The 20,968-nt window shown below is 34.5% G+C and carries 16 protein-coding genes; 11 read left to right on the top strand and 5 right to left on the bottom strand.

Features of this window, described 5'->3' with window-relative positions; all coding sequences use genetic code 11:
* Window positions 1–2,031 carry a fibronectin type III domain-containing protein gene (locus CLV33_RS03340; protein WP_146109706.1) on the top strand — a complete coding sequence of 677 codons (2,031 nt, stop codon included), beginning with the start codon at window positions 1–3 and terminating at the stop codon, window positions 2,029–2,031.
* A gap of 22 nt (window positions 2,032–2,053) precedes the next feature.
* Here the strand turns inward: CLV33_RS03340 and CLV33_RS03335 are convergent, their stop codons facing one another.
* The 4 genes from CLV33_RS03335 to CLV33_RS03320 all read right to left on the bottom strand — a co-directional run bounded on the left by CLV33_RS03335 (window position 2,054) and on the right by CLV33_RS03320 (window position 5,014).
* The gene (locus tag CLV33_RS03335) at window positions 2,054–2,617 is read right to left on the bottom strand and encodes a 5-formyltetrahydrofolate cyclo-ligase (RefSeq protein ID WP_105472689.1); all 564 of its coding nucleotides are present in this window, start codon (window positions 2,615–2,617) and stop codon (window positions 2,054–2,056) included.
* Between the two features lie 58 nt (window positions 2,618–2,675).
* Window positions 2,676–3,647 (bottom strand): succinylglutamate desuccinylase/aspartoacylase family protein, encoded by a 972-nt coding sequence (locus CLV33_RS03330; RefSeq protein WP_042242244.1) that lies wholly within the window; start codon window positions 3,645–3,647, stop codon window positions 2,676–2,678.
* A gap of 94 nt (window positions 3,648–3,741) precedes the next feature.
* A complete protein-coding gene (gene rimK / locus CLV33_RS03325) occupies window positions 3,742–4,617 on the bottom strand; it encodes a 30S ribosomal protein S6--L-glutamate ligase (protein ID WP_105472688.1) in 876 nt (291 codons plus the stop codon).
* Window positions 4,595–5,014 (bottom strand): ATP-dependent zinc protease family protein, encoded by a 420-nt coding sequence (locus CLV33_RS03320; protein ID WP_105472687.1) that lies wholly within the window; start codon window positions 5,012–5,014, stop codon window positions 4,595–4,597. Before CLV33_RS03320 ends, rimK begins: the two co-directional genes overlap by 23 nt.
* 301 nt (window positions 5,015–5,315) lie before the next feature.
* On the opposite strand from CLV33_RS03320, the gene uvrC reads away from it, so the two are divergent.
* The 5 genes from uvrC to hppD all read left to right on the top strand — a co-directional run bounded on the left by uvrC (window position 5,316) and on the right by hppD (window position 12,574).
* Window positions 5,316–7,109, top strand: coding sequence for an excinuclease ABC subunit UvrC (uvrC, locus tag CLV33_RS03315; RefSeq protein WP_105472686.1), 1,794 nt, complete (start codon window positions 5,316–5,318; stop codon window positions 7,107–7,109).
* A complete protein-coding gene (locus CLV33_RS03310) occupies window positions 7,110–9,350 on the top strand; it encodes a patatin-like phospholipase family protein (RefSeq protein WP_105472685.1) in 2,241 nt (746 codons plus the stop codon).
* A 464-nt stretch (window positions 9,351–9,814) separates the two neighbouring features.
* Entirely contained in the window at window positions 9,815–10,972 is a 1,158-nt protein-coding gene (locus CLV33_RS03305; RefSeq protein ID WP_105472684.1) for a homogentisate 1,2-dioxygenase, read from the top strand.
* Window positions 10,973–11,010: 38 nt separating this feature from the next.
* Entirely contained in the window at window positions 11,011–11,370 is a 360-nt protein-coding gene (locus tag CLV33_RS03300) for a four helix bundle protein (RefSeq protein ID WP_105472683.1), read from the top strand.
* Between the two features lie 43 nt (window positions 11,371–11,413).
* Window positions 11,414–12,574 (top strand): 4-hydroxyphenylpyruvate dioxygenase, encoded by a 1,161-nt coding sequence (gene hppD, locus CLV33_RS03295; RefSeq protein WP_105472682.1) that lies wholly within the window; start codon window positions 11,414–11,416, stop codon window positions 12,572–12,574.
* A 214-nt stretch (window positions 12,575–12,788) separates the two neighbouring features.
* Here hppD and CLV33_RS03290 read toward each other — a convergent pair whose 3' ends face one another.
* The gene (locus tag CLV33_RS03290) at window positions 12,789–13,310 is read right to left on the bottom strand and encodes a hypothetical protein (RefSeq protein WP_105472681.1); all 522 of its coding nucleotides are present in this window, start codon (window positions 13,308–13,310) and stop codon (window positions 12,789–12,791) included.
* Between the two features lie 340 nt (window positions 13,311–13,650).
* On the opposite strand from CLV33_RS03290, the gene CLV33_RS03285 reads away from it, so the two are divergent.
* From CLV33_RS03285 to CLV33_RS03265, 5 genes are all read left to right on the top strand, one after another.
* A complete protein-coding gene (locus tag CLV33_RS03285; protein ID WP_042242224.1) occupies window positions 13,651–14,433 on the top strand; it encodes a DUF3108 domain-containing protein in 783 nt (260 codons plus the stop codon).
* Window positions 14,433–15,353, top strand: a complete 921-nt coding sequence (locus CLV33_RS03280) for a tryptophan 2,3-dioxygenase family protein (RefSeq protein WP_105472680.1) — start codon at window positions 14,433–14,435, stop codon at window positions 15,351–15,353. The genes CLV33_RS03285 and CLV33_RS03280 overlap by 1 nt, the downstream gene beginning before the upstream one ends.
* Window positions 15,311–16,627: a peptidoglycan DD-metalloendopeptidase family protein gene (locus CLV33_RS03275; protein ID WP_105472679.1), complete on the top strand. Its 1,317-nt coding sequence runs from the start codon at window positions 15,311–15,313 to the stop codon at window positions 16,625–16,627. Before CLV33_RS03280 ends, CLV33_RS03275 begins: the two co-directional genes overlap by 43 nt.
* Window position 16,628: 1 nt before the next feature.
* On the top strand, window positions 16,629–18,248 hold the full coding sequence (pgi, locus tag CLV33_RS03270) for a glucose-6-phosphate isomerase (RefSeq protein WP_105472678.1): 1,620 nt from the start codon (window positions 16,629–16,631) through the stop codon (window positions 18,246–18,248).
* Window positions 18,249–18,411: 163 nt separating this feature from the next.
* Window positions 18,412–20,961 carry a TonB-dependent receptor gene (locus tag CLV33_RS03265; protein ID WP_105472746.1) on the top strand — a complete coding sequence of 850 codons (2,550 nt, stop codon included), beginning with the start codon at window positions 18,412–18,414 and terminating at the stop codon, window positions 20,959–20,961.
* Window positions 20,962–20,968 lie beyond the last annotated feature (7 nt).

Raw genomic sequence — 20,968 nt, 5'->3', positions numbered from 1 at the left:
ATGAATTATAAGTTTCAGTTAATAGTTTTCTCTATTTTTTCTCTGTCATTATTAATGCTTTCATGTGAATCAGATGACATTAATGAAAGGGACTCTATCAAAAAAGACGTTAAAAAAGAAGATTTATATGGTATTTGGTCTATCTATAATGTTGAGTTAAATAATCAAATACAAAATGTACCAGTTAACTTTGAAGAGTGTGGTAGAGATTTTTTCATATACCAAGAAAATGGGCTGTACGAAGAGTTTTTATTTCAAGAATCTCGTAATTGTATACCTACAAAAAATATATTGAATTGGGAATTGGATAATGGTATTTTAAGATTATCAACAACCAACCAAACAGAAACTATAGAAGTAAATAATGTTAATAATACAACGTTTGTTTTTTCTGCTAATCTTGATTTGGATGGGGACGGTAAGTCGGAAAAATATAAGTTTACAGCACTCAGGTATATTCCTCCAAATGAAATGGATATATATTCCAGTAGTTTTTCAGCGAAACATTTTACAGATCGTATAGAATTTAACTGGGATGAATATATAGGATATAACAACTTTTTAAAGTATGAAATATATCGGTCTACAGCCAATTGCGATATTGATTCAGCAGATTTAATTGGGTCAATTGAGGACGTTAAAAATACTAAATTCATTGACGAAAATGCGCCAAATGCGGAATCACTTTGTTATTTTTTAAAAATTTATACTAATAAAGGCTTATTGGGGCAAAGCGATGCAAGATATATATATACCGAAAATATAATCCCGAAAAACGTTACTATTAAGGACGCGTCATCTGCAGAAAATTCTGTGACTATTTCTTGGCAAAAGTATGAAGGATATCATTTTTCACATTACGAAATAAGGGTACAAGATCAAAATGAGAATTCAAGTCCCAATATTGAAACTGTTAAAATCATTGATGATATCAATATAACCTCATATACTGATGAAATGCCTCCCTATGTAAATCATCCTGTTTACTCAATTTATGTGCATAATATATTTGGTAATATTAGTCCTTTAGAAAGGGATAAAAACATGATTGAAACTAATTTTACACGATCAGAACTATTAGAATTCGATTATATACGGTTCTTAAATTTTGATCCAGCTGGTAAGGTATTTTATTTCTATGGAGTGAATCCTGACAATTCAAGACGTTTAATTAAATATGATTACATAAATAAAACTGTTGAAGCTGAAGGGTTTAAGTTGCCAACAGTGCAGACTGATGTTGAAATGCAACTAGTGAATTCGGAAAATGGCGAAGAGCTTATTTTTGAGCAAGGAGGGGATTATTGGGTTTATGATACTACTGATTTAACTTTTAAATATGCTTTGAAGCCTGGTTTTGGATTACGTGATAGTTTTGCATATTTGAAAAATAACATTTGGATATTTTCTGATAAAGATGATGTATTTACTTTTAAAAGAAATGGTGATGAAATGTTGCAAATAGATGAAAAACCTCATTTTCCAGATCATCAAGGAGGAATGAATTATGAAATTACAAAGTTAGATGATACAAATATTCTATTAAGTCATAACAACGAAGGAAGGGCTATACATTTCAGTGTAGATAACGAAGGTTATATTACTCAAAAAGGTATAATAGAAATTCCTTTATGGGCTACCTATAACAGTGATATTTCTGTAAATTCCACGGCATCATTAATACTTAATAAAAAGAGGAACAAAGTATATTCTTCAACTGATTTTTCGGAAGTAGCGAGTTATACAAATCCTTTAACTACATCGAGTATAAATACCTCTGGAACGAAGATATTCGGTACGGATAAGGAAGAAGTTTCCGCTCGTATTTTTCAGGGACATAAAAAAGAGATTGTAGTCTATGATTTAGTCCAAAATAGTATAATAAATATAGGCACCAAAGGGTATCCGCTATATGTTGTTGAAGACAACGATGGAAATATTATAAGTTTGTCCTCAGGTTTCCCTAGAGATGAGTATTATGATATTCACAATCACAATATGCCAGATATGTTTGTTGAAATTATTGAATAATTTCAAGAATTGATTGCGAGAATTAAAATCTATAGGTTTTGTCTGGTATCACACAATAATCCAACCCAATATCCCCTTTAAAAACATCCTTAATCTCATCTTCAGCATCAAAATAAGATAAGCCTATTTTAATGGTTTTTGGGTTGCAGTCGCTTAAAAATCTATCGTAAAAGCCTTTGCCGTACCCTACGCGGTTTCCAAGTTTATCAAAGGCTAAAAGCGGTACAAATACCACTTCAATTTTGTCGTTTAAAATTTCAATACCCTCTATAGGTTCTGGAATGCCGTAACTGTTTTTTTTAATTACAGTACTATCTGTTAACAAAAAATTAGAGAGTGTTCCTGCTTTAAAATTACATTTAGACACCACAATATGTTTGTCTTTTCCAGACAGGATATTTAAAATGTAGTCGGTATTAATTTCTTTTTTTTCTTCAATAGATAAAAAAATATGATAGAATGAATGTTCCCAAATAGGAAGCTTTAAAAGCCTATTGGCAATAGCAATGCTGTAGTTGTCTATCTGTTCTTCTGATAGTTCTTGCCGAAGTGATTTATATGTTTTTCGTAATTCTGATTTGGTCATGTTCAATAGGTTATATTCTAGAACTTATAGATTTAAAACCCTAAAAGCTCTGTTGGAATCAAGATTTAATTTTAGTAGAAACATGAAACAAAGCATCGCCTTGATATACAATAGGCAGTTCATTTACATTAATAACATACCCTGAGTTTTGTGCTCTCACAAAGTAATTAAATTTACCATAAGGATCTGTAATGTTACCAATAATATCATCTTTTTCAATTTTTGCCCCAACATTTATAGATGCTTTAAACATTCCAGAATATTTGGCACGTTGCCATTTACTATCTTCAATAAATACAGTACTTTTTTTAGGTTTAGAAGACTTAAAAACAGTTTTAAGCATGCCTAAATGCTTTAAAACACGTTTCGCGCCATTAACGCCAGAATTTGTTACCACATCGTCTATATGAAACGATTTTCCACCTTCAAACAATAATAGGTCCTTGCCTAATTTAGTACATGTGGTTCTAAAGGATTTGGTTAAGTTTTTAGAGTATAGAACGAATGGCGCACCAAAAACTTCGGCAAGTTCATTTAGTTTTTTTTGCGATTTGGCATAACGTAATTGCGGTGCATTATATCTACCAGAGCCACCCGTATGAAAATCAATAATTAAATCGGCATGCGGTACCACTTCTTTTATTAATTTATTGGCAACACGACTAGCAAGAGAACCTCCTGTGCTTCCTGGGAATACACGGTTTAAATCCCTGCCATCTGGAAATTCGCGTTTTAAATTTATAAATCCAAAAATATTAATAACAGGCATACAGATAATGGTGCCACATTTGGGTTGGTTGATACCTTTGGCTATTAATTGTCTTATAATTTCAACGCCATTAACCTCGTCTCCATGAATACCCGCAGTAAACAATACGGTAGGGCCTGCCTTTTTAGAACGACTAATTATTACAGGTACATCAATAGGCGATGCGGTATGCAAATTAGCAACATCAAAATTTGCTTCTTTGGTTTCTCCTGGCTTAACCAAAGTGCCCAATATGGTTATCGGTTTTTTTTCTACTGTCATTAATTTTTACTAATTATATGTCGGTCTTTAAACATCAAATATACCAAGTTTGCATTATTTAATTTTATTGTTTTTATGGCTTGTAATTTTAATGCTAGCGCCTGTTGCGTTCTATGTAGGTAATAATACTTCTGGCAATATTTTTTCCCGTAGCACCTTCTATACCCTCTAACCCTGGAGTAGAATTTACCTCTAAAAGCAAGGGGCCTCTACTAGATTGTAACATGTCTACACCACAAACAGGTAGTTTTAAGGCGCGAGAAGCTTTCATGGCTACTTTTATTTCTGCCTCGGTAAGTTTAATAATTTCGGCAGAACCACCTCGATGTAGGTTAGATCTAAATTCCCCTTCCTTACCTTGGCGTTTCATAGCGCCTACTACATGCCCATCAACCACCAATGCTCTTAAATCGGCACCTTTAGCTTCTCCAATATACTCTTGAATTAAAGCTCTGGCTTGTAATCCATTAAACGCTTCAAGAACAGACTCTGCTGCGTTTTTTGTTTCTGCTAAAACTACGCCCAACCCCTGTGTGCCCTCTAAAAGCTTAATAATTACAGGTGTACCACCAACATGAGCTAATACTTTTTCTATATCGCGAGAATAGTTGGTAAATACGGTTTTGGGCATACCTATACCCGCTTTAGATAAACGTTGAAAACTACGCAGTTTATCGCGGGAGCGAATAATAGCATCTGATGTTACCGATGTAAATACATTCATCATTTCAAATTGCCTCACCACAGCACAACCAAAAAATGTTACCGAGGTACCAATTCTAGGTATAATAGCATCAACATAATCCAAATAGCGGTCTTTATAAAAAATGGTAGGCTTTTCTTTCTCAATAATTATATCGCATTTTAAAGGATCAATAACTTCCATATGGTGCCCGCGGCTTTCCCCTTCTTCAACAAGGCGATCGGTAGAATACAAATTAGCGTTTCTAGAAAGTATTACTATATTCATTACATTTTTGTTTAAAAGAAACGTGTTCCATATCTACATCCACCAAAAATTTATGTTTAAGGAACTGCCTGCCAATAAGCACAGGAAACCTCATATCGTCTCTAGTGCTTAAAGTTAAGTTAATTCTGTAAGACTTACCAAACACAACCACTTCACTTTTTATTTTGTACCTGTTTTCCTTGTGGCCGTTACTACTTTTTACATCGGTTCTAGAAAAGGCACTAAAAGTTATAGCTTCTCCATTAAAATCGCAATGCAGCACACCGTTTTGCTCTACAATTTTAGAGCAATGAATCGCCGAGGTATATGCCCCGGTATCTATTTTTACTGCAATATCAAATAAATTAAGTTTCGGGAAGTCTACCTTATCAACTCTCCCTATTATTTTTTTTGTCATTAATAAATTCTATAAAATTATTTTTTTTGGGCGTTACCCCTTCCCTTCGAGAACCTCAGGGCAAGTGGTCGGGCTTTTCACTTCAATCCCTAACGCATTTATTTGCCAACTTAAGTACTACATTCAAACAATTATATTACTTGCTTTGGCACTTTTAAAAAGTGGCGCAATGTAGAAAAATAATCCGTTCAAAAAACATCTATTTTTTAAAAAAAATAACAGCGGCAAAAGTGTGGTTATGTGAATAAAAAAGCATTTGTACTAAGTTTTTAGAAACATTAAAATAATTACCTTTACACTAATGGACACCCCCGATTTACAGATACAATTAAAAACCCTTCCTAGCCAACCAGGAGTTTATCAATACTATGATAAAAACGATACGCTTATATATGTAGGTAAGGCTAAAAACTTAAAGAAACGCGTTAGCTCTTACTTTACCAAAAACCACGAATACGGAAAAACGCGTGTTTTGGTTAAAAAAATAAAAAAGATAAAGCACATTGTTGTAGAAACCGAGACCGATGCACTGCTTCTTGAAAACAATCTTATAAAAAAGTACCAGCCTAAGTATAACGTAATGTTGAAGGACGATAAATCTTATCCATGGATTTGCGTAAAAAACGAACGTTTCCCCCGAGTATTTCCCACACGGCGAGTTTTTAAAGATGGCAGCGAATATTTTGGCCCATACACAAGCATGAAAACCGTGCGCACCCTTTTAGATTTAATTAAGGGTTTGTACAGTTTGCGAACCTGTAATTATAATCTTAGTGAAGATAAAATAGAGGCTGGTAAATATAAAGTATGTTTAGAATACCACTTGGGCAATTGCAAAGGCCCATGCGAGGGTTTAGAAACCGAAGACGAATATCATGCTAATATTAAAGCCATAAAAGAAATTATTAAAGGCAATTTTAAAGACTCTTTATCGCAGTTTAAAACACAAATGAAACGTTGTGCAGAAAACATGCAGTTTGAAGAAGCCCAAAAAATAAAAGAAAAAATAGAAGTTTTAGAAAATTACCAAGCAAAATCTACCGTGGTAAACCCTAAAATTAGCAATGTAGATGTGTTTTCGATAACTAGCGACGAAAGTTATGGTTATATTAATTTTTTACAATTATCCTATGGTTCAATTATTAGGTCGCATACCTTAGAAATAAAGAAGAAATTAGACGAATCTGATAAAACACTTCTAGAACTGGCCATTACCGAAATTAGGCAGCGTTTTAGTTCAAATTCAAAAGAAATATATGTACCTTTTAAGGTAGATTTGGGTGAAAATGTAAAGGTTACAATTCCAAAACTAGGCGATAAAAAACATATTCTGGATTTATCCCTTAGAAACGCAAAATATTATAGAATGGAGCGTTTTAAGCAAATGAAAATTGTAGATCCAGACAGGCATGCCAATAGAATTATGGCGCAGATGAAAGCCGATTTACGCCTTAATGAAGAGCCGCGACATATTGAGTGTTTTGATAATTCAAACATACAAGGCACAAACCCAGTAGCAGCTTGCGTGGTGTTTAAAAATGGTAAGCCTAGTAAAAAAGACTACCGCCATTTTAATATAAAAACGGTTGAGGGGCCAGACGATTTTGCATCTATGGAAGAAGTGGTATACAGGCGTTACAAACGCTTATTAGAAGAAGAAGAGCCTTTGCCCCAGCTCATTATCATTGATGGCGGAAAAGGACAGCTGTCTTCAGCATTAAAAAGTTTAGATATTTTAGGTTTGCGAGGTAAAATTGCCATCATCGGAATTGCAAAACGCTTAGAAGAATTATTTTACCCAAACGATCCAATTCCACTATATTTAGATAAAAAAAGCGAAACGCTTAAAATTATACAGCAATTGCGTAACGAAGCGCATCGTTTTGGTATAGAGCACCACAGAAATAGGAGAAGTAAAAATGCATTAAATACAGAACTAGAAACCATTGCGGGAGTTGGAGAAAAAACCGTGGTAGATCTATTAAAACACTTTAAGTCTGCAAAACGTGTGGCGCATGCAAAGTTAGACGAATTAGAAGCTGTGGTTGGTGTATCTAGAGCAGAAAAAGTTTATAATTATTATCACAAAAAGTAATTGAGAACAAAAATCTTAATATTAACCTTATTGCTTTTTGCTTTGTTTTCTACCAAAGCGCAGAACAACTTAGAAGCTACCCAAAAGCCAAAAGTTGGTTTGGTGCTAAGTGGCGGTGGTGCCAAAGGATTGGCGCATATTGGAGTTTTAAAGGTGTTAGACAGTTTAGGTGTTAAGATAGATTATGTGGCAGGTACAAGTATGGGCGCTATTGTAGGGGCGCTTTACGCCTCTGGCTATTCTGGTGAGGCTCTCGATTCTATTTTTAATAATTTAGATTTTACAAAAATTATAAACGACGATTTACCAAGAGCTTCTAAAGCATTTTACGAACGACATAATGCTGAACGTTATGCCTTAACCTTACCGTTCGATAATTTTAAGTTAAAACTACCATCGGCCTTATCTAGAGGTCAGAACACTTATAATTTATTGTCAAAATTAATGCTACACGTTAGTAATGTGCAGCAATTTAAAAATTTACCAATTCCATTTTTTTGTATTGCCACCAACGTAGAAACAGGAACACAAGTGTTGCTAGACGAAGGTAATTTGGCCCAAGCAGTTATGGCAAGTGGTGCCTTACCTACGCTTTTTCAGCCTGTAACAATTAATGGGCAAGTATTAATCGATGGCGGTGTGGTAAATAATTATCCTATTAACGAGTTGCGAAATAAAGGAATGGATGTTATTATTGGTGTAGATGTGCAAGATGGGTTGTTGAATATTAAGGAACTTACCTCGGCACCTGATGTATTAATTCAAATTAATAATTTCAGAACCATCAACGATATGAAGGTAAAAGCCAAAAAAACAGATATTTATATTAAACCAGATATCAAGAATTTTAACGTTGTATCTTTTGATGAAGGCAATAAAATTATTGCTAACGGAGAAAAAGCAGCATTAAAAAATCTGGAATCCTTACAAGAATTGCCTAAATTAAATATCTTGAAATCTAGTGTCTTACCAAATAAAATAAGAAACGACAGCTTAACCATAAGAGGTATAAAAGTTGAAGGCAACGAAAAATATTCGCGATCTTATATTTTAGGAAAGCTAAAATTAAAAGGAGGCGAAAAAGTATCTTACTCTAATTTTATAAGAGGCTTAAACAGTTTAATAGCTACTAATAATTTCGATTCGTTTTATTACGATTTAGAGCCCACAGAAGATGGTGCATACAATTTAGTTACCCAAGTTAAAGAAACCCAAACAACTACATTTTTAAAGTTAGGTGTGCATTACGACGATTTATATAAAAGTGGTTTGTTGGTTAATCTCACTAAAAAGCGATTACTGTTTGGCAACGATATAGCATCTTTAGATGTTGTTTTTGGTGATAACGTACGCTATAATTTCAATTATTTAATAGATAAAGGGTTTTATTGGAGTATAGGTTTACGTTCCAGATATAATGCGTTTAAAAAAGACGTGAATGCAGAATTACTGCTAGACGATAGTCAAATTTCAAGTACAGGGCTTAATAAAATAAATGCAGCATTACACGATCAAACTAATCAGTTTTACGTACAAACACTATTTAGAAAAGATTTTGCCCTAAGCCTTGGTGCAGAACATAAAAGGTTAAAAGTAACATCTGAAACTATTGTAAATAGAAGTAGTGAGGAGGAATTTGTTTTTGAAAGTACCGATTATTTCAGTGCCTTTGGGAACTTAAGATTAGACACATACGATAACAAATACTTTCCTAAAAAAGGTGTTTATTTTGATAGTGATTTGCATATGTATCTTTTTGCATCGCATTTTAATGAAGATTTCGAGAGTTTTTCAATAGCAAGGGCAGAAGCAGGTTACGCCTTTAGCGTATCGCCAAAGCTGTCGTTTAATTTGCAAACAGGCGGAGGCCTAAAGTTTGGAGATAAATCTACTACAACCTTAGACTTTGCATTAGGGGGTTATGGTAATAACCTTATAAATAATTTTATTCCATTTTATGGATACGACTTTTTTTCGTTAACAGGTAATAGTTATGTAAAAGCATACTTTAGTATGGATTACGAGGTGTTTAAAAAACATCATATTACCTTAGAGGGCAATTGGGCAAATATAGACGATGATATTTTTGAAACAGGAGAATGGTTTACCTTACCCAACTACAGAGGATATGCCTTAGGTTATGCGGTAGATAGTTTTATAGGACCAATACAAATTAAATATAGTTATTCACCAGAAGAAAAAAATAGCGTATGGTATTTTAACGTAGGTTTTTGGTTTTAATGTTTTTGGCGTTACCACGCTCGTTCGCTTAGGCTCTCAAAGCGCGGTCGGGCTTTCCGCTATATCTTTTTAAAAAACGCATCTTTCCGAGGAGTGTGCGACGTGGCAATCCCATACACACAAGTTCCTTATCAAATTAATACATTTAAGTTTTTAAAAAGGATGCCGCTGCAATCCCTAACGCAAACCAATCCGCCAAAATCAATACCTCTCTTTGTGTCTTTGCTAGTTTGTAAAAGTAACATCTTTTATAGTATCCCAAATTTTCACGATATTTGTGTAGTTATGAAGCTTTTATTTAAAGATTTACTACAGTTTCTTCATTACCTTATCAAGAGAAATCCTGAATAAGTAAGTATTCTTGTTATTTCTACGTTTATAGGAATAAGGTGGAATATATAAATTCACTATCTTTATTATCAATCAATTAGCCTTTTTAGGTTTAACCATTAAACTTCAAAAACATGCCAATTTATCATAAATTAGGGAGAATACCTCCTAAACGACATACACAGTTTAGAAAACCCGACGGGTCATTGTACTACGAGCAGTTATTTGGCACTATTGGTTTCGACGGAATGTCTACAAACAGCTATCACGAGCAACGACCAACACAGGTAAAAGCTATAAAAAACCAATATAATGTTGCACCAAAAATTGCAAAAGCTAATAACATAAAATCCTATCGCTTTAAAGGGTTTCAAGTAAAACCAGAAAACGATTTTTTAGAGAGTAGAAAAACAGTTTTGGTCAATAGCGACTGTGCAATAATTTTGGCAGCTCCAAAACAATCTACAAACAGTTATTTTTACAAAAATACTGATGCAGATGAATTAATTTTTATTCATAAAGGTACTGGGAAGTTAAGAACTATGCTAGGTAACCTCGATTTTAAATACGGCGATTATCTGTTAATTCCTCGTGGAATTATCTATAAAATAGATTTTGATACAGAAGATAACCGTTTGTTTATCGTGGAATCCCGAAGGCCAATTTATACGCCAAAACGTTATCGTAATTGGTTCGGACAATTATTAGAGCATGCGCCATTTTGTGAACGCGATATCCGTAGGCCAGAAGAATTGGAAACCAATAACGAGTCTGGAGAATTTCTAATTAAAGTAAAAAAACAAGACGATATTATAGAAATGGTGTACGCTTCCCATCCATTTGATGTTGTGGGTTACGATGGTTACAACTATCCGTATGCATTTTCAATTCATGATTTTGAACCTATAACGGGTCGTATTCATCAACCGCCACCAGTACATCAAACTTTTGAAACCGATGCCTTTGTGGTGTGTAGTTTTGTGCCTAGGTTGTATGATTACCATCCGCAATCCATTCCAGCGCCTTATAACCATAGTAATATTGATAGTGATGAGGTGCTGTATTATGTAGATGGTGATTTTATGAGCAGAAATGATGTTGAGGCAGGCCATATCTCATTGCATCCAGCAGGCATTCCGCACGGGCCGCATCCTGGGGCAACAGAGCGCAGTATAGGTAAAACCGAAACCGAAGAATTAGCGGTAATGGTAGATACGTTTAAACCATTAATGGTTACAGAAGAAGCTATGAAAATAGCAGATGATAGTTATCATACTTCTTGGTTGGATTAATTTAAGATAAGAGAATAAAGAAATAAGAAAAGAGATAAATGTGTGCAAAAAGAAGACACAACTACAAAAACTTAAAAATTTGGAGTTTGGGAATTGAAATTGTTGATGATGTTTATAAATTAATAGATAGTTTTCCAAAAGAAGAAAGATTTGGATTAGTTTCTCAAATCAGTAGGTGTTCAGTATCAATTCCTAGTAATATTGCTGAAGGTTGTTCTAGAACAGATAAGTCTTTTTCTCATTTTCTTGATATTTCTTTAGGCTCATCGTTTGAGCTAGAAACACAATTAATAATTGCACAAAAAAGGAATTATATAACAAAAGAACAATTAAATAAACTTGAAGATAAAATAGCAGAGTTTCAAAAAATGACTATGGGTTTTCAAAATAAGCTATAACAAGTCTCAACTCTCTTTTCTAACTTCTCTATTCTATAAAACAATGAGTAAAGACATAAAATCAGTAAACTACGGTTTAGAAAAAATATTTGAAGGGGCACAAGATTTCTTGCCACTTTTAGGAACAGACTACGTGGAGTTTTACGTGGGTAATGCCAAACAATCTGCGCATTTTTATAAAACAGCTTTCGGGTTTCAATCTCATGCTTACAGAGGTTTGGAAACTGGCGCAAAAGACTCGGTGAGTTATGTGCTAAAGCAGGACAAAATTAGATTGGTGTTAACTACACCGCTTAATAGTAAATCGCCCATTAACGACCATATTGTAAAGCACGGAGACGGTGTAAAAGTAATTGCGCTTTGGGTGGAAGATGCGCGAAAGGCTTATAAAGAAACTACGAGTAGAGGTGCAAAACCATATATGGAACCAATTGTGGAGAAGGACGAACATGGCGAGGTAGTACGCGCAGGAATTTATACCTATGGCGAAACGGTACATATGTTTGTAGAGCGTAAAAACTACAATGGTGCGTTTTTACCAGGCTTTGAAGTTTGGGAAAGTGATTATAATCCAACGCCTGTGGGCTTAAAATATATAGACCATATGGTAGGTAATGTAGGTTGGGGGCAGATGAACAAATGGGTAAAATGGTATGAAGATGTAATGGGATTCGAGAACTTTTTATCTTTTGACGACAAGCAAATCCATACTGAATATTCAGCTTTAATGAGTAAAGTGATGAGTAATGGCAACGGGCGTATTAAATTCCCGATTAATGAACCTGCCGAGGGTAAAAAGAAATCTCAAATTGAAGAATATTTAGATTTTTATGAAGGCGCAGGCGTGCAACATATTGCCGTTGCTACCGATGACGTTATTTCAACAGTATCGCAACTAAGAAGTCGAGGCGTGGAGTTTTTATCTATTCCGCCAGATGAGTATTACAAAGCAGTACCAGGGCGTTTGGAAGAATTTAGCCATGAATTACGAGAAGATATTGAAACTCTAAAACGCTTAGGCATTATGATTGATGCAGATGAAGAAGGTTATTTGCTTCAAATTTTTACTAAACCTGTTGAAGACAGACCAACGTTGTTTTTCGAAATTATTCAACGCATGGGAGCCAAAGGTTTTGGCGCAGGAAACTTTAAGGCGCTTTTTGAATCTATTGAGCGAGAACAGGCTAAACGGGGAACATTGTAGCCTTAATTTTTGTAGATAGAGCTAATTTTATTGTGTTATAAGCCACATTATTTGTCCTGCAAGGTCTTTTTGACTTTGTAGGTTTACAGCCGACTTTTAAAATGCCTACAAGGTTTTCAAAACCTTGCAGGAACTGTTTAAAACATAAAATAACGGCACGATTTACGACTAATTTTATCGTGCCGTTATTAACTAAACTAACTCAAACTAATTGTTATAAAACTCTAAATCCTATGCCTACCATTAGGAAGTTTACTTTAGAACTTACGCCTCCTGTACCATTGTAATAATCATTTAACTGAACATTGTACTTGGCTTGTGCATATATTTTTTTGGTTATATCGTAATCGCCTCCAAAACCAAGAAAGATTCCTAATGTTTGATAACCGTTAGCGACGTCTTCTAAAATAACGTTTAGTGTTGGTCCTAAAAGCACACTAAAGTCTTCAGTAGCTTGGTAACTACCAAATGCACCAAAATAAAGCGCATCGCCTTCAGCATTAAGTGCTAGAGCTATTTCGGGGTGTAAATCGATTTTTTCGGCGAGCGATATTTCACTTTGTGCGCCAAAATAAAAGCCACTGCTTTTAAAATCTAAATCGCGTTTTTCGCCATCTACCTTAAAAATAGAATTAATATTTAGGTAACCTGCGATTGCCGATAAGTTAAAATCTTGAGCAAATGTTGTTGTAGAGATTAGTAGTAAAATACAAAAGGTGAATGTGTGTCGTTTCATAAGTTTGGTTTTTAATTAATTATACTAGTACATCGCACCACTATAAAAATGTGAGCATATTTTTTTGAGAAAATGACTTTGGCGGATGAGCGCGCTAGGGATTGCAGTGGATAGCTTTTTGTCCCGCCAATGCGGGGAGCCAAAACTAGTAACGTAAAGCCCGACCCTTGTGGTAGCGCCCTAAAAAACAATCGACAAGATGTTTTCTAACACAACTATAACACTTGTAAGACGTGGGTTTTAGATAAAATTTCTATTTTTGGAATAGTAATTGTAATTTCTTAACTAAAAACAATAAAATGTAATAGTAGAAGTTACATTATAATTACCAAAAAAAAGGATGAAAAAGTTACTGCTTATAATAATAGTGTTTAGTGTTGTGCAAGCTTCGGTAGCGCAACAAGAATCGGCTTTTGGAGATGGTGAATGGTTTAAATTTAAGATGAGCTATAGCGGTTTTTTAAAAGCAGGAAACGCAACACTTACGGTTAAAGATTCTAAATTAGGAGATAAGGACGTGTACCACGTGGTTGGCAAAGGGTGGACTACGGGAATGATTAAATGGTTTTTTAAAGTGAAAGACAGGTACGAAAGCTATTTTGATAAAAACACCATAATGCCCTATAAGTTTGTACGTAATATTGATGAGGGTGGGCATACCAAGGATATTGAAATTGATTTTGACCATAAAAACCAAAAAGCCCATGTAAATAATAAAAAACATAAAACCCAAAAGGTAATTGATACTAAACCTAATATTCAGGATATGGTATCTACGTATTACTATCTTCGGAATAGTATCGATATAGATGCACTTAAAATCGGTGATGAATTTAAGGTAGATATGTTTTTTGATGAGGAAAATTATGGCTTTAAATTACAGTATTTAGGTGAAGAAACCATAGAGACTGATTTTGGCGATATTAGAGCCTTAAAATTCAGACCTTATGTAATGGCAGGACGTGTTTTTAAAGAGGAAGAAAGTTTAACACTATGGGTGTCGAAAGACAAAAATAAATTACCTTTGCGCATTAAAGCAGATTTGGCTGTTGGGTCGTTAAGAGCAGACCTCGAAGCCTTTAAGGGGTTGAAGCACCCGTTTCAAATAGTTGTTAATAATTAATGAAATTAGACTCAAACATAACCAGTGAGCTTAAAGCAAAATACGAGTCTATAGACCAAGATTTAGAGGTTCATTTAGAGGGGTTGCTTCATAGTAAGCCCATAAATTATTGGGATTACATTCAAACGGATGTATTATTAAATCTGCAAAAACCTAGAACTGATTTTCCTGATGAAATGGTGTTTATTATGTATCATCAAATTAGCGAACTGCTTTTTAAGATGATACTTACTGAGATTAAACAAGTAGCAGAAAACAATTTTGGTGTAGCAGAGTTTGCTGAAAAAATAATGCGTGTAAGTCGCTATTTTGATGTACTAACATCGTCCTTCAGTATAATGAAAGACGGCATGAGTATAGAGCAATACAATCAGTTTAGAACAGCATTAACACCTGCAAGCGGGTTTCAAAGCGCGCAATACAGAATGGTAGAGTTTGCCTCTACAGAATTAATAAACTTAATTGATAAGCGTTTTAGGGATAAAGTAAGTAAAGACATTTGTTGCAATAACGCCTTTGAACAACTCTATTGGCAAGCTGCCGGTAAAGATTATAAAACAGGTAAAAAAACATACACCTTGTCTGCCTTTGAGGAGCGCTATAAAGAAGAATTTATAAGGTTTTCTAAATATTATGAAGATAAAAACTTATGGTCTAAATACAAGGCACTACCAAAAAAAGATAGAGCACACAAGCTATTAGTTAAAGCAATGCGGCATTACGATTTTACAGTAAATGTAAAATGGGTAATGGCGCATTACAATACAGCAAATCATTATTTAAACATAGGAGGCAAAACTGCCGAGGCTACAGGAGGTAGCGAATGGGTAAAGTATATGCATCCAAAATACCAAAAAAGAATATTTTTTCCAGATTTATGGACAACACAAGAGATACAAGCGTGGGGAACAAATATTTAATACTTTTATTTTTAGGATTAATTGTTTTGGGTTGTAAAGACAATCCTAAACCCCAAATAGAGCAAGAAGAAGTTGCAATTTTAGAAGATCCAGAGCCACTAACAGAGTTTGGGTTTAAATTAGACAACTACATTGTTAAGCGAGATACTATTAGAAAAGGTGATACTTTTGGTGTGATTTTAGAACGTAACAACGTAGGTTACCCCAAGATTTTTAACATTGCAGAAAAGGCAAAAGACACCTTTGATATTGCAAGAAGTTTGCAAGTTGGAAAGCCCTATACGCTTTTATGTGAAAAAGATTCTTTAGAAACAGCAAAGTGTTTTATATATCAGCCCAATTTAGAAGATTATGTAGTTATTAATTTTCAGGACTCTATTCAGGCCTACAGGAGCACAAAACCTATTAAATACGTTGAAAAAGAAGCTACTGGCATTATAGAAGATAATATTTCTTTAACTTTAGAAGAACAAGGGCTTAGTCCGCGTTTAGCCTATAAAATGGCAGACGAAATTTTTGCATGGACTATAGATTTTAGAAGATTGCAAAAAGGCGACAGGTTTAAAGTGATTTATACCGATAAATATATTGATGATACCATATACACGGGCGTTCATAATGTAAAAGCAGCCTATTTTGAGCATAATAATGAGCCTTTTTATGCTTTTGAGTTTATGACCGATACCACTAAAGGCATTATAGATTATTTTAATGAAGAGGCAAAAAACTTAAGACGTGCTTTTCTAAAAGCACCTGTAAAATTTAGTAGAATATCGTCTCGCTACAATCTAAAACGCCGTATTGCAGTTTATGGTTACAGGGTTAGGGCGCATAGAGGCACCGATTTTGCTGCCCCAATAGGCACACCTATTATGGCTACGGCCAATGGTACAGTTACAGAGTCTAGGCGACGGGGCGGTAACGGCAATTATGTAAAAATTCGTCATAACGCTACCTACGAAACGCAGTATTTGCATATGAGTAAGCGCCTAGTAAAAGTAGGAGATTTTGTGAAACAAGGGGATATAATTGGGAAAGTTGGAATGACAGGGAATACTGGTGGTCCGCACGTGTGCTATCGTTTTTGGAAAAATGGAAAACAAGTAGACCCTTTTAAACAAAAATTACCAGAAGCTAAACCAATTTCAGATTCTTTAAAAGTAAAATACTTAGAGTTTATTCAACCTATAAAGCACCAATTAGATAATATTAATTTTAAACCTCAAATTACAGAAGAAGAACCTCAAACTGTAATTTACCAATCAAATTCATAATATGGCATTACCTAGTGTAAACCCAACCAAAACGGCATCTTGGAAAAAATTACAAGAGCATTATAAAACAGCAAAAGATTTAAAAATGAAAGATTTGTTTGCTAAGGACAGTCAGCGAGCAAATAAATTCACTATAACATGGGACGACTTTTATGTAGATGTTTCTAAAAATAGAATTACCGATGAAACCTTTAAGTACCTCCTAGAATTGGCAGAGGAGGTTAAGCTAAAGGCAGCTATTAAAAGTCAGTTTTCAGGAGACATAATAAATAAAACCGAAGGAAGAGCAGTACTGCATACAGCATTAAGAGCTCCAGAATCTGCCGTTGTAAATGTTGATGGCGAGAATGTAATACCCGAAGTATACAATGTAAAGCGCAGTATTGAAACGTTTACCAATGAAGTGATTAATGGCGACAGAAAAGGGTATACAGGAAAACCGTTTACAGATATTGTAAATATTGGTATTGGTGGTTCAGATCTAGGGCCTGCCATGGTTGTAGATGCGTTGCAATATTATAAAAATCATTTAACTACTCATTTTGTAAGCAATGTAGATGGCGACCATGTTAACGAGGTTATTAAAAAACTAAATCCAGAAACCACCCTTTTTGTAATAGTTTCAAAAACATTTACTACACAAGAAACCATATCAAACGCCAATACTATAAAGTCTTGGTTTTTAGAATCGGCATCACAAGAAGATATAGCAAAGCATTTTGTGGCAGTATCTACTAATTTAGATGCGGTTAAAGGCTTTGGCATTAATCCAAAAAATATTTTCCCAATGTGGGATTGGGTTGGAGGCCGCTTTTCTCTATGGAGTGCAGTAGGTTTATCTATAAGTTTAGCCGTTGGCTTTAATAATTACGATAGCTTGCTAAAAGGCGCCAACAAAATGGATGAGCATTTTAAAAACGAAGATTTTAGCAGTAACATTCCAGTGGTTTTAGGGCTTATAAGCGTTTGGTATAACAACTTCTTTAAAGCAGAAAGTGAAGCTGTAATTGCCTATTCCCAATATCTCAATCAGTTTGCAACGTATTTGCAACAAGGTATTATGGAAAGTAATGGTAAAAGTGTAGATAGAAATGGTAATGCTATAGATTATGAAACAGGAACCTTAATTTGGGGGGAACCAGGAACCAATTCCCAACATGCATTTTTTCAATTGATACACCAGGGCACAAAATTAATACCTGCCGATTTTATTGGGTTTACTAAGTCGCTTCATGGCAATAAGGACCACCAGGACAAACTAATTTCTAATTTCTTGGCTCAAACCGAGGCATTATTAAATGGTAAAACAAAAGCACAAGTAGAGGCCGAAGACACTCCAGAATCTATAGTTCCTTTTAAGGTATTTGAGGGTAATAAACCAACAAATACTATATTTATTAATAAACTAACACCCGAAAGTTTGGGTAAATTAATTGCTATGTACGAGCATAAAATATTTGTACAGGGCGTTATTTGGAATATTTTTAGTTACGACCAATTTGGAGTAGAGCTAGGTAAACAATTGGCAAGTAAAATTTTAAAAGAATTTAGCGGAGACGCAAAAAACGAACACGATTCTTCTACTGTTAATTTATTGAAACATTATAGGGAAAACTCATAAAACGTTGAAAAGTTTTTATAAAAAGCATCGATATTCACAATATCGATGCTTTTTTGTTGATAACAACTGTTAAAATTCTTAACATTTCGGTAATGTTTATCTTTTAATTATGAGTATTTTTGCCTCGACTAATTTCAAATTATTAAATAATTTTTCAAAAATTATGAAAAAAACGACTAATTTATTGTTTGTGGTAACAGTTTTACTGTTTAGTGCTGTTGCCATGGCTCAAAGTACAATTACAGGTACTGTTGTAGAAGCTGGTACTAATTTACCGCTTCCTGGTGCTAATGTTATTGAAAAAGGTACTTCAAATGGAGTTACAACAGATTTCGATGGAAACTTTTCTATTACTACAAAAGAAAGTTCTGGTGAGATTGTAATTACTTACATTGGGTACAATTCTAAAACAATCTCATTTTCTGGAAATGCAGCTTTAGGTAAAGTTGAAATGAAATCAAGCCAAGTAGGTCTTGAAGAGATTCAAATCATCGCATCAGTTGCTGTAGACAGAAAAACGCCTGTGGCAGTATCTACAGTAAAAGCTGCTGATATTGAATTGAAACTAGGGTCGCAGGAATTCCCTGAAATTCTAAAATCTACTCCAGGTGTTTATGTTACAAAAGCTGGTGGTGGTTTTGGAGATGGAGAAGTAAGAATGAGAGGCTTTGGTTCTGTAAACGTTGCGGTAATGATTAACGGTATTCCTGTAAACGATATGGAAAATGGTCGTGTATTCTGGAGTAACTGGGCTGGTCTTGGCGACGTAACAAGCACAATGCAAACCCAAAGAGGTCTAGGTGCTGCTAAAATCGCCGTACCTTCTATAGGTGGTACAATTAACATTATTACAAAAACTACTGATGTTGAAGAAGGTGGAAGCATAATGACTTCTGTTGGTAACGATGGATATAAAAAATATGGTATAACTTATTCTACAGGTTTGTTAGATAACGGTTTTGCTGCTACGGTTTCTGCTGCACATACACAAGGAGATGGATATGTAGATGGTACTCAGTTTTCAGGTGTATCTTATTTTGTTAATATTTCAAAAGAATTTAACGAGCAACATAAATTAGCGTTCTCTGCTTTTGGAGCTAAACAGCAACATGGACAACGACAAAACAGACAGTTAATTGAAACGTATAGAAATAGCGAAAGAGGTAGAAAGTTTAATGCAGATTGGGGATATTATAACGGGCAAGTAACGTTTCAGGAAGACAACTTTTATCACAAACCTCAAATATCTTTAAACCACTATTGGAATTTAAATGATAATACGTCTATTAACTCTTCTGCTTATGTATCCTTTGGTACTGGTGGTGGCGGTGGTATTAGAGGTGTAAACAAATTCACTTTTAATGCAGATGGCTCTAGTGAGTATAGAGATGGCCTTTACGGACCTATAAATTTCGATAAAATAGCTGATGAGAATGAAGCGCTTGGTGCTTTAGGTTCAGAAACTATTTTAAGAGCATCTCGTAACGACCACAATTGGTACGGGTTACTATCAAACTTAAAAACCAATTTAAATGAAGATATGGTACTGCAAGTTGGTTTAGATTTTAGATCTTACAAAGGCTTACACTTTCAAGAGGTTACAAACTTATTAGGAGGGCAGTATTTTCTAGATAATAATGATGCTAACAATCCAAACAATCTTGCTAGAGTAGGAGATGTTATTAATTATAACAACGATGGTATTGTGGGATGGATTGGTGCTTTTGGCCAACTAGAATACGACGTTAATGATAGCTTTAACACCTTTGTTGCTGTAGCTTTATCTAATACATCTTATAAAAGAATTGACTATTTTAATTATTTAGATTCAGATCCTTTACAAGAAACAGATCGTTACAACTTTTTAGGAGGAAGTATAAAAGGTGGTGGAAACTATAGAATAGATGGAAACCACAATGTTTTTGCTAATATTGGTTATTTTGAAAGAGCAGCTGAGTTTGATGCTGTGTTCTTAAACTTTAGTAACGATAATATTAATGCAGATGCACCAAACCAAAAAATTACTAGTTTTGAGTTAGGTTATGGTTACAGAAGCGAAAAATTAGCCGCTAATGTTAACCTGTACAGAACACTATGGAATGATAGAACAGAAACGGTTTCTTTCCAACAACCAGATGGTACTAGAGCTTCTGCTAATGTTTTAGGTGTTAATGCCGTTCACCAAGGTATAGAACTAGATTTTGTTTATAAAGCTACCGATAGATTAGAAATAAATGGTATGGCTTCTATAGGAGATTGGAGATGGGCAAATAACGTACTTGATGTTCAGGTATTTGATGAAGAACAAAACCTTATAGAAACTGTTGATTTATATATTGAAGATGTACATGTATCAGATGCAGCCCAAACATCATTTGGTTTAGGTACTAATTATAAGTTTGGTACCGATACTAGACTTGTTGTAGATTATGTATATAATGCTGATATCTATGCACGTTTTGATCCTAGTGACAGAAACGAACCAGGACCAGATGCTTGGAAAATGCCTGCATTTGGATTGTTTGATGTAGCCATGACACATGGTTTCGATTTTGGTCCTTTCGATGCTACGCTTACAGCTAGAATGAATAACGTATTTGATACTGAGTACATTCCAGATGCACAAGATGGAGCAGGTTCTACTGCCGATACAGCCTTGGTTTGGATGGGATTTGGTAGAACTTTCAGCATTGGCGCAAAACTTAACTTCTAAAAAACTT

Source organism: Jejuia pallidilutea (assembly GCF_002973595.1).
GTDB lineage: Bacteria > Bacteroidota > Bacteroidia > Flavobacteriales > Flavobacteriaceae > Jejuia > Jejuia pallidilutea.
Note: the sequence above shows the minus strand (reverse complement) of the source record. Positions and strands in the feature narration are given on the sequence as shown.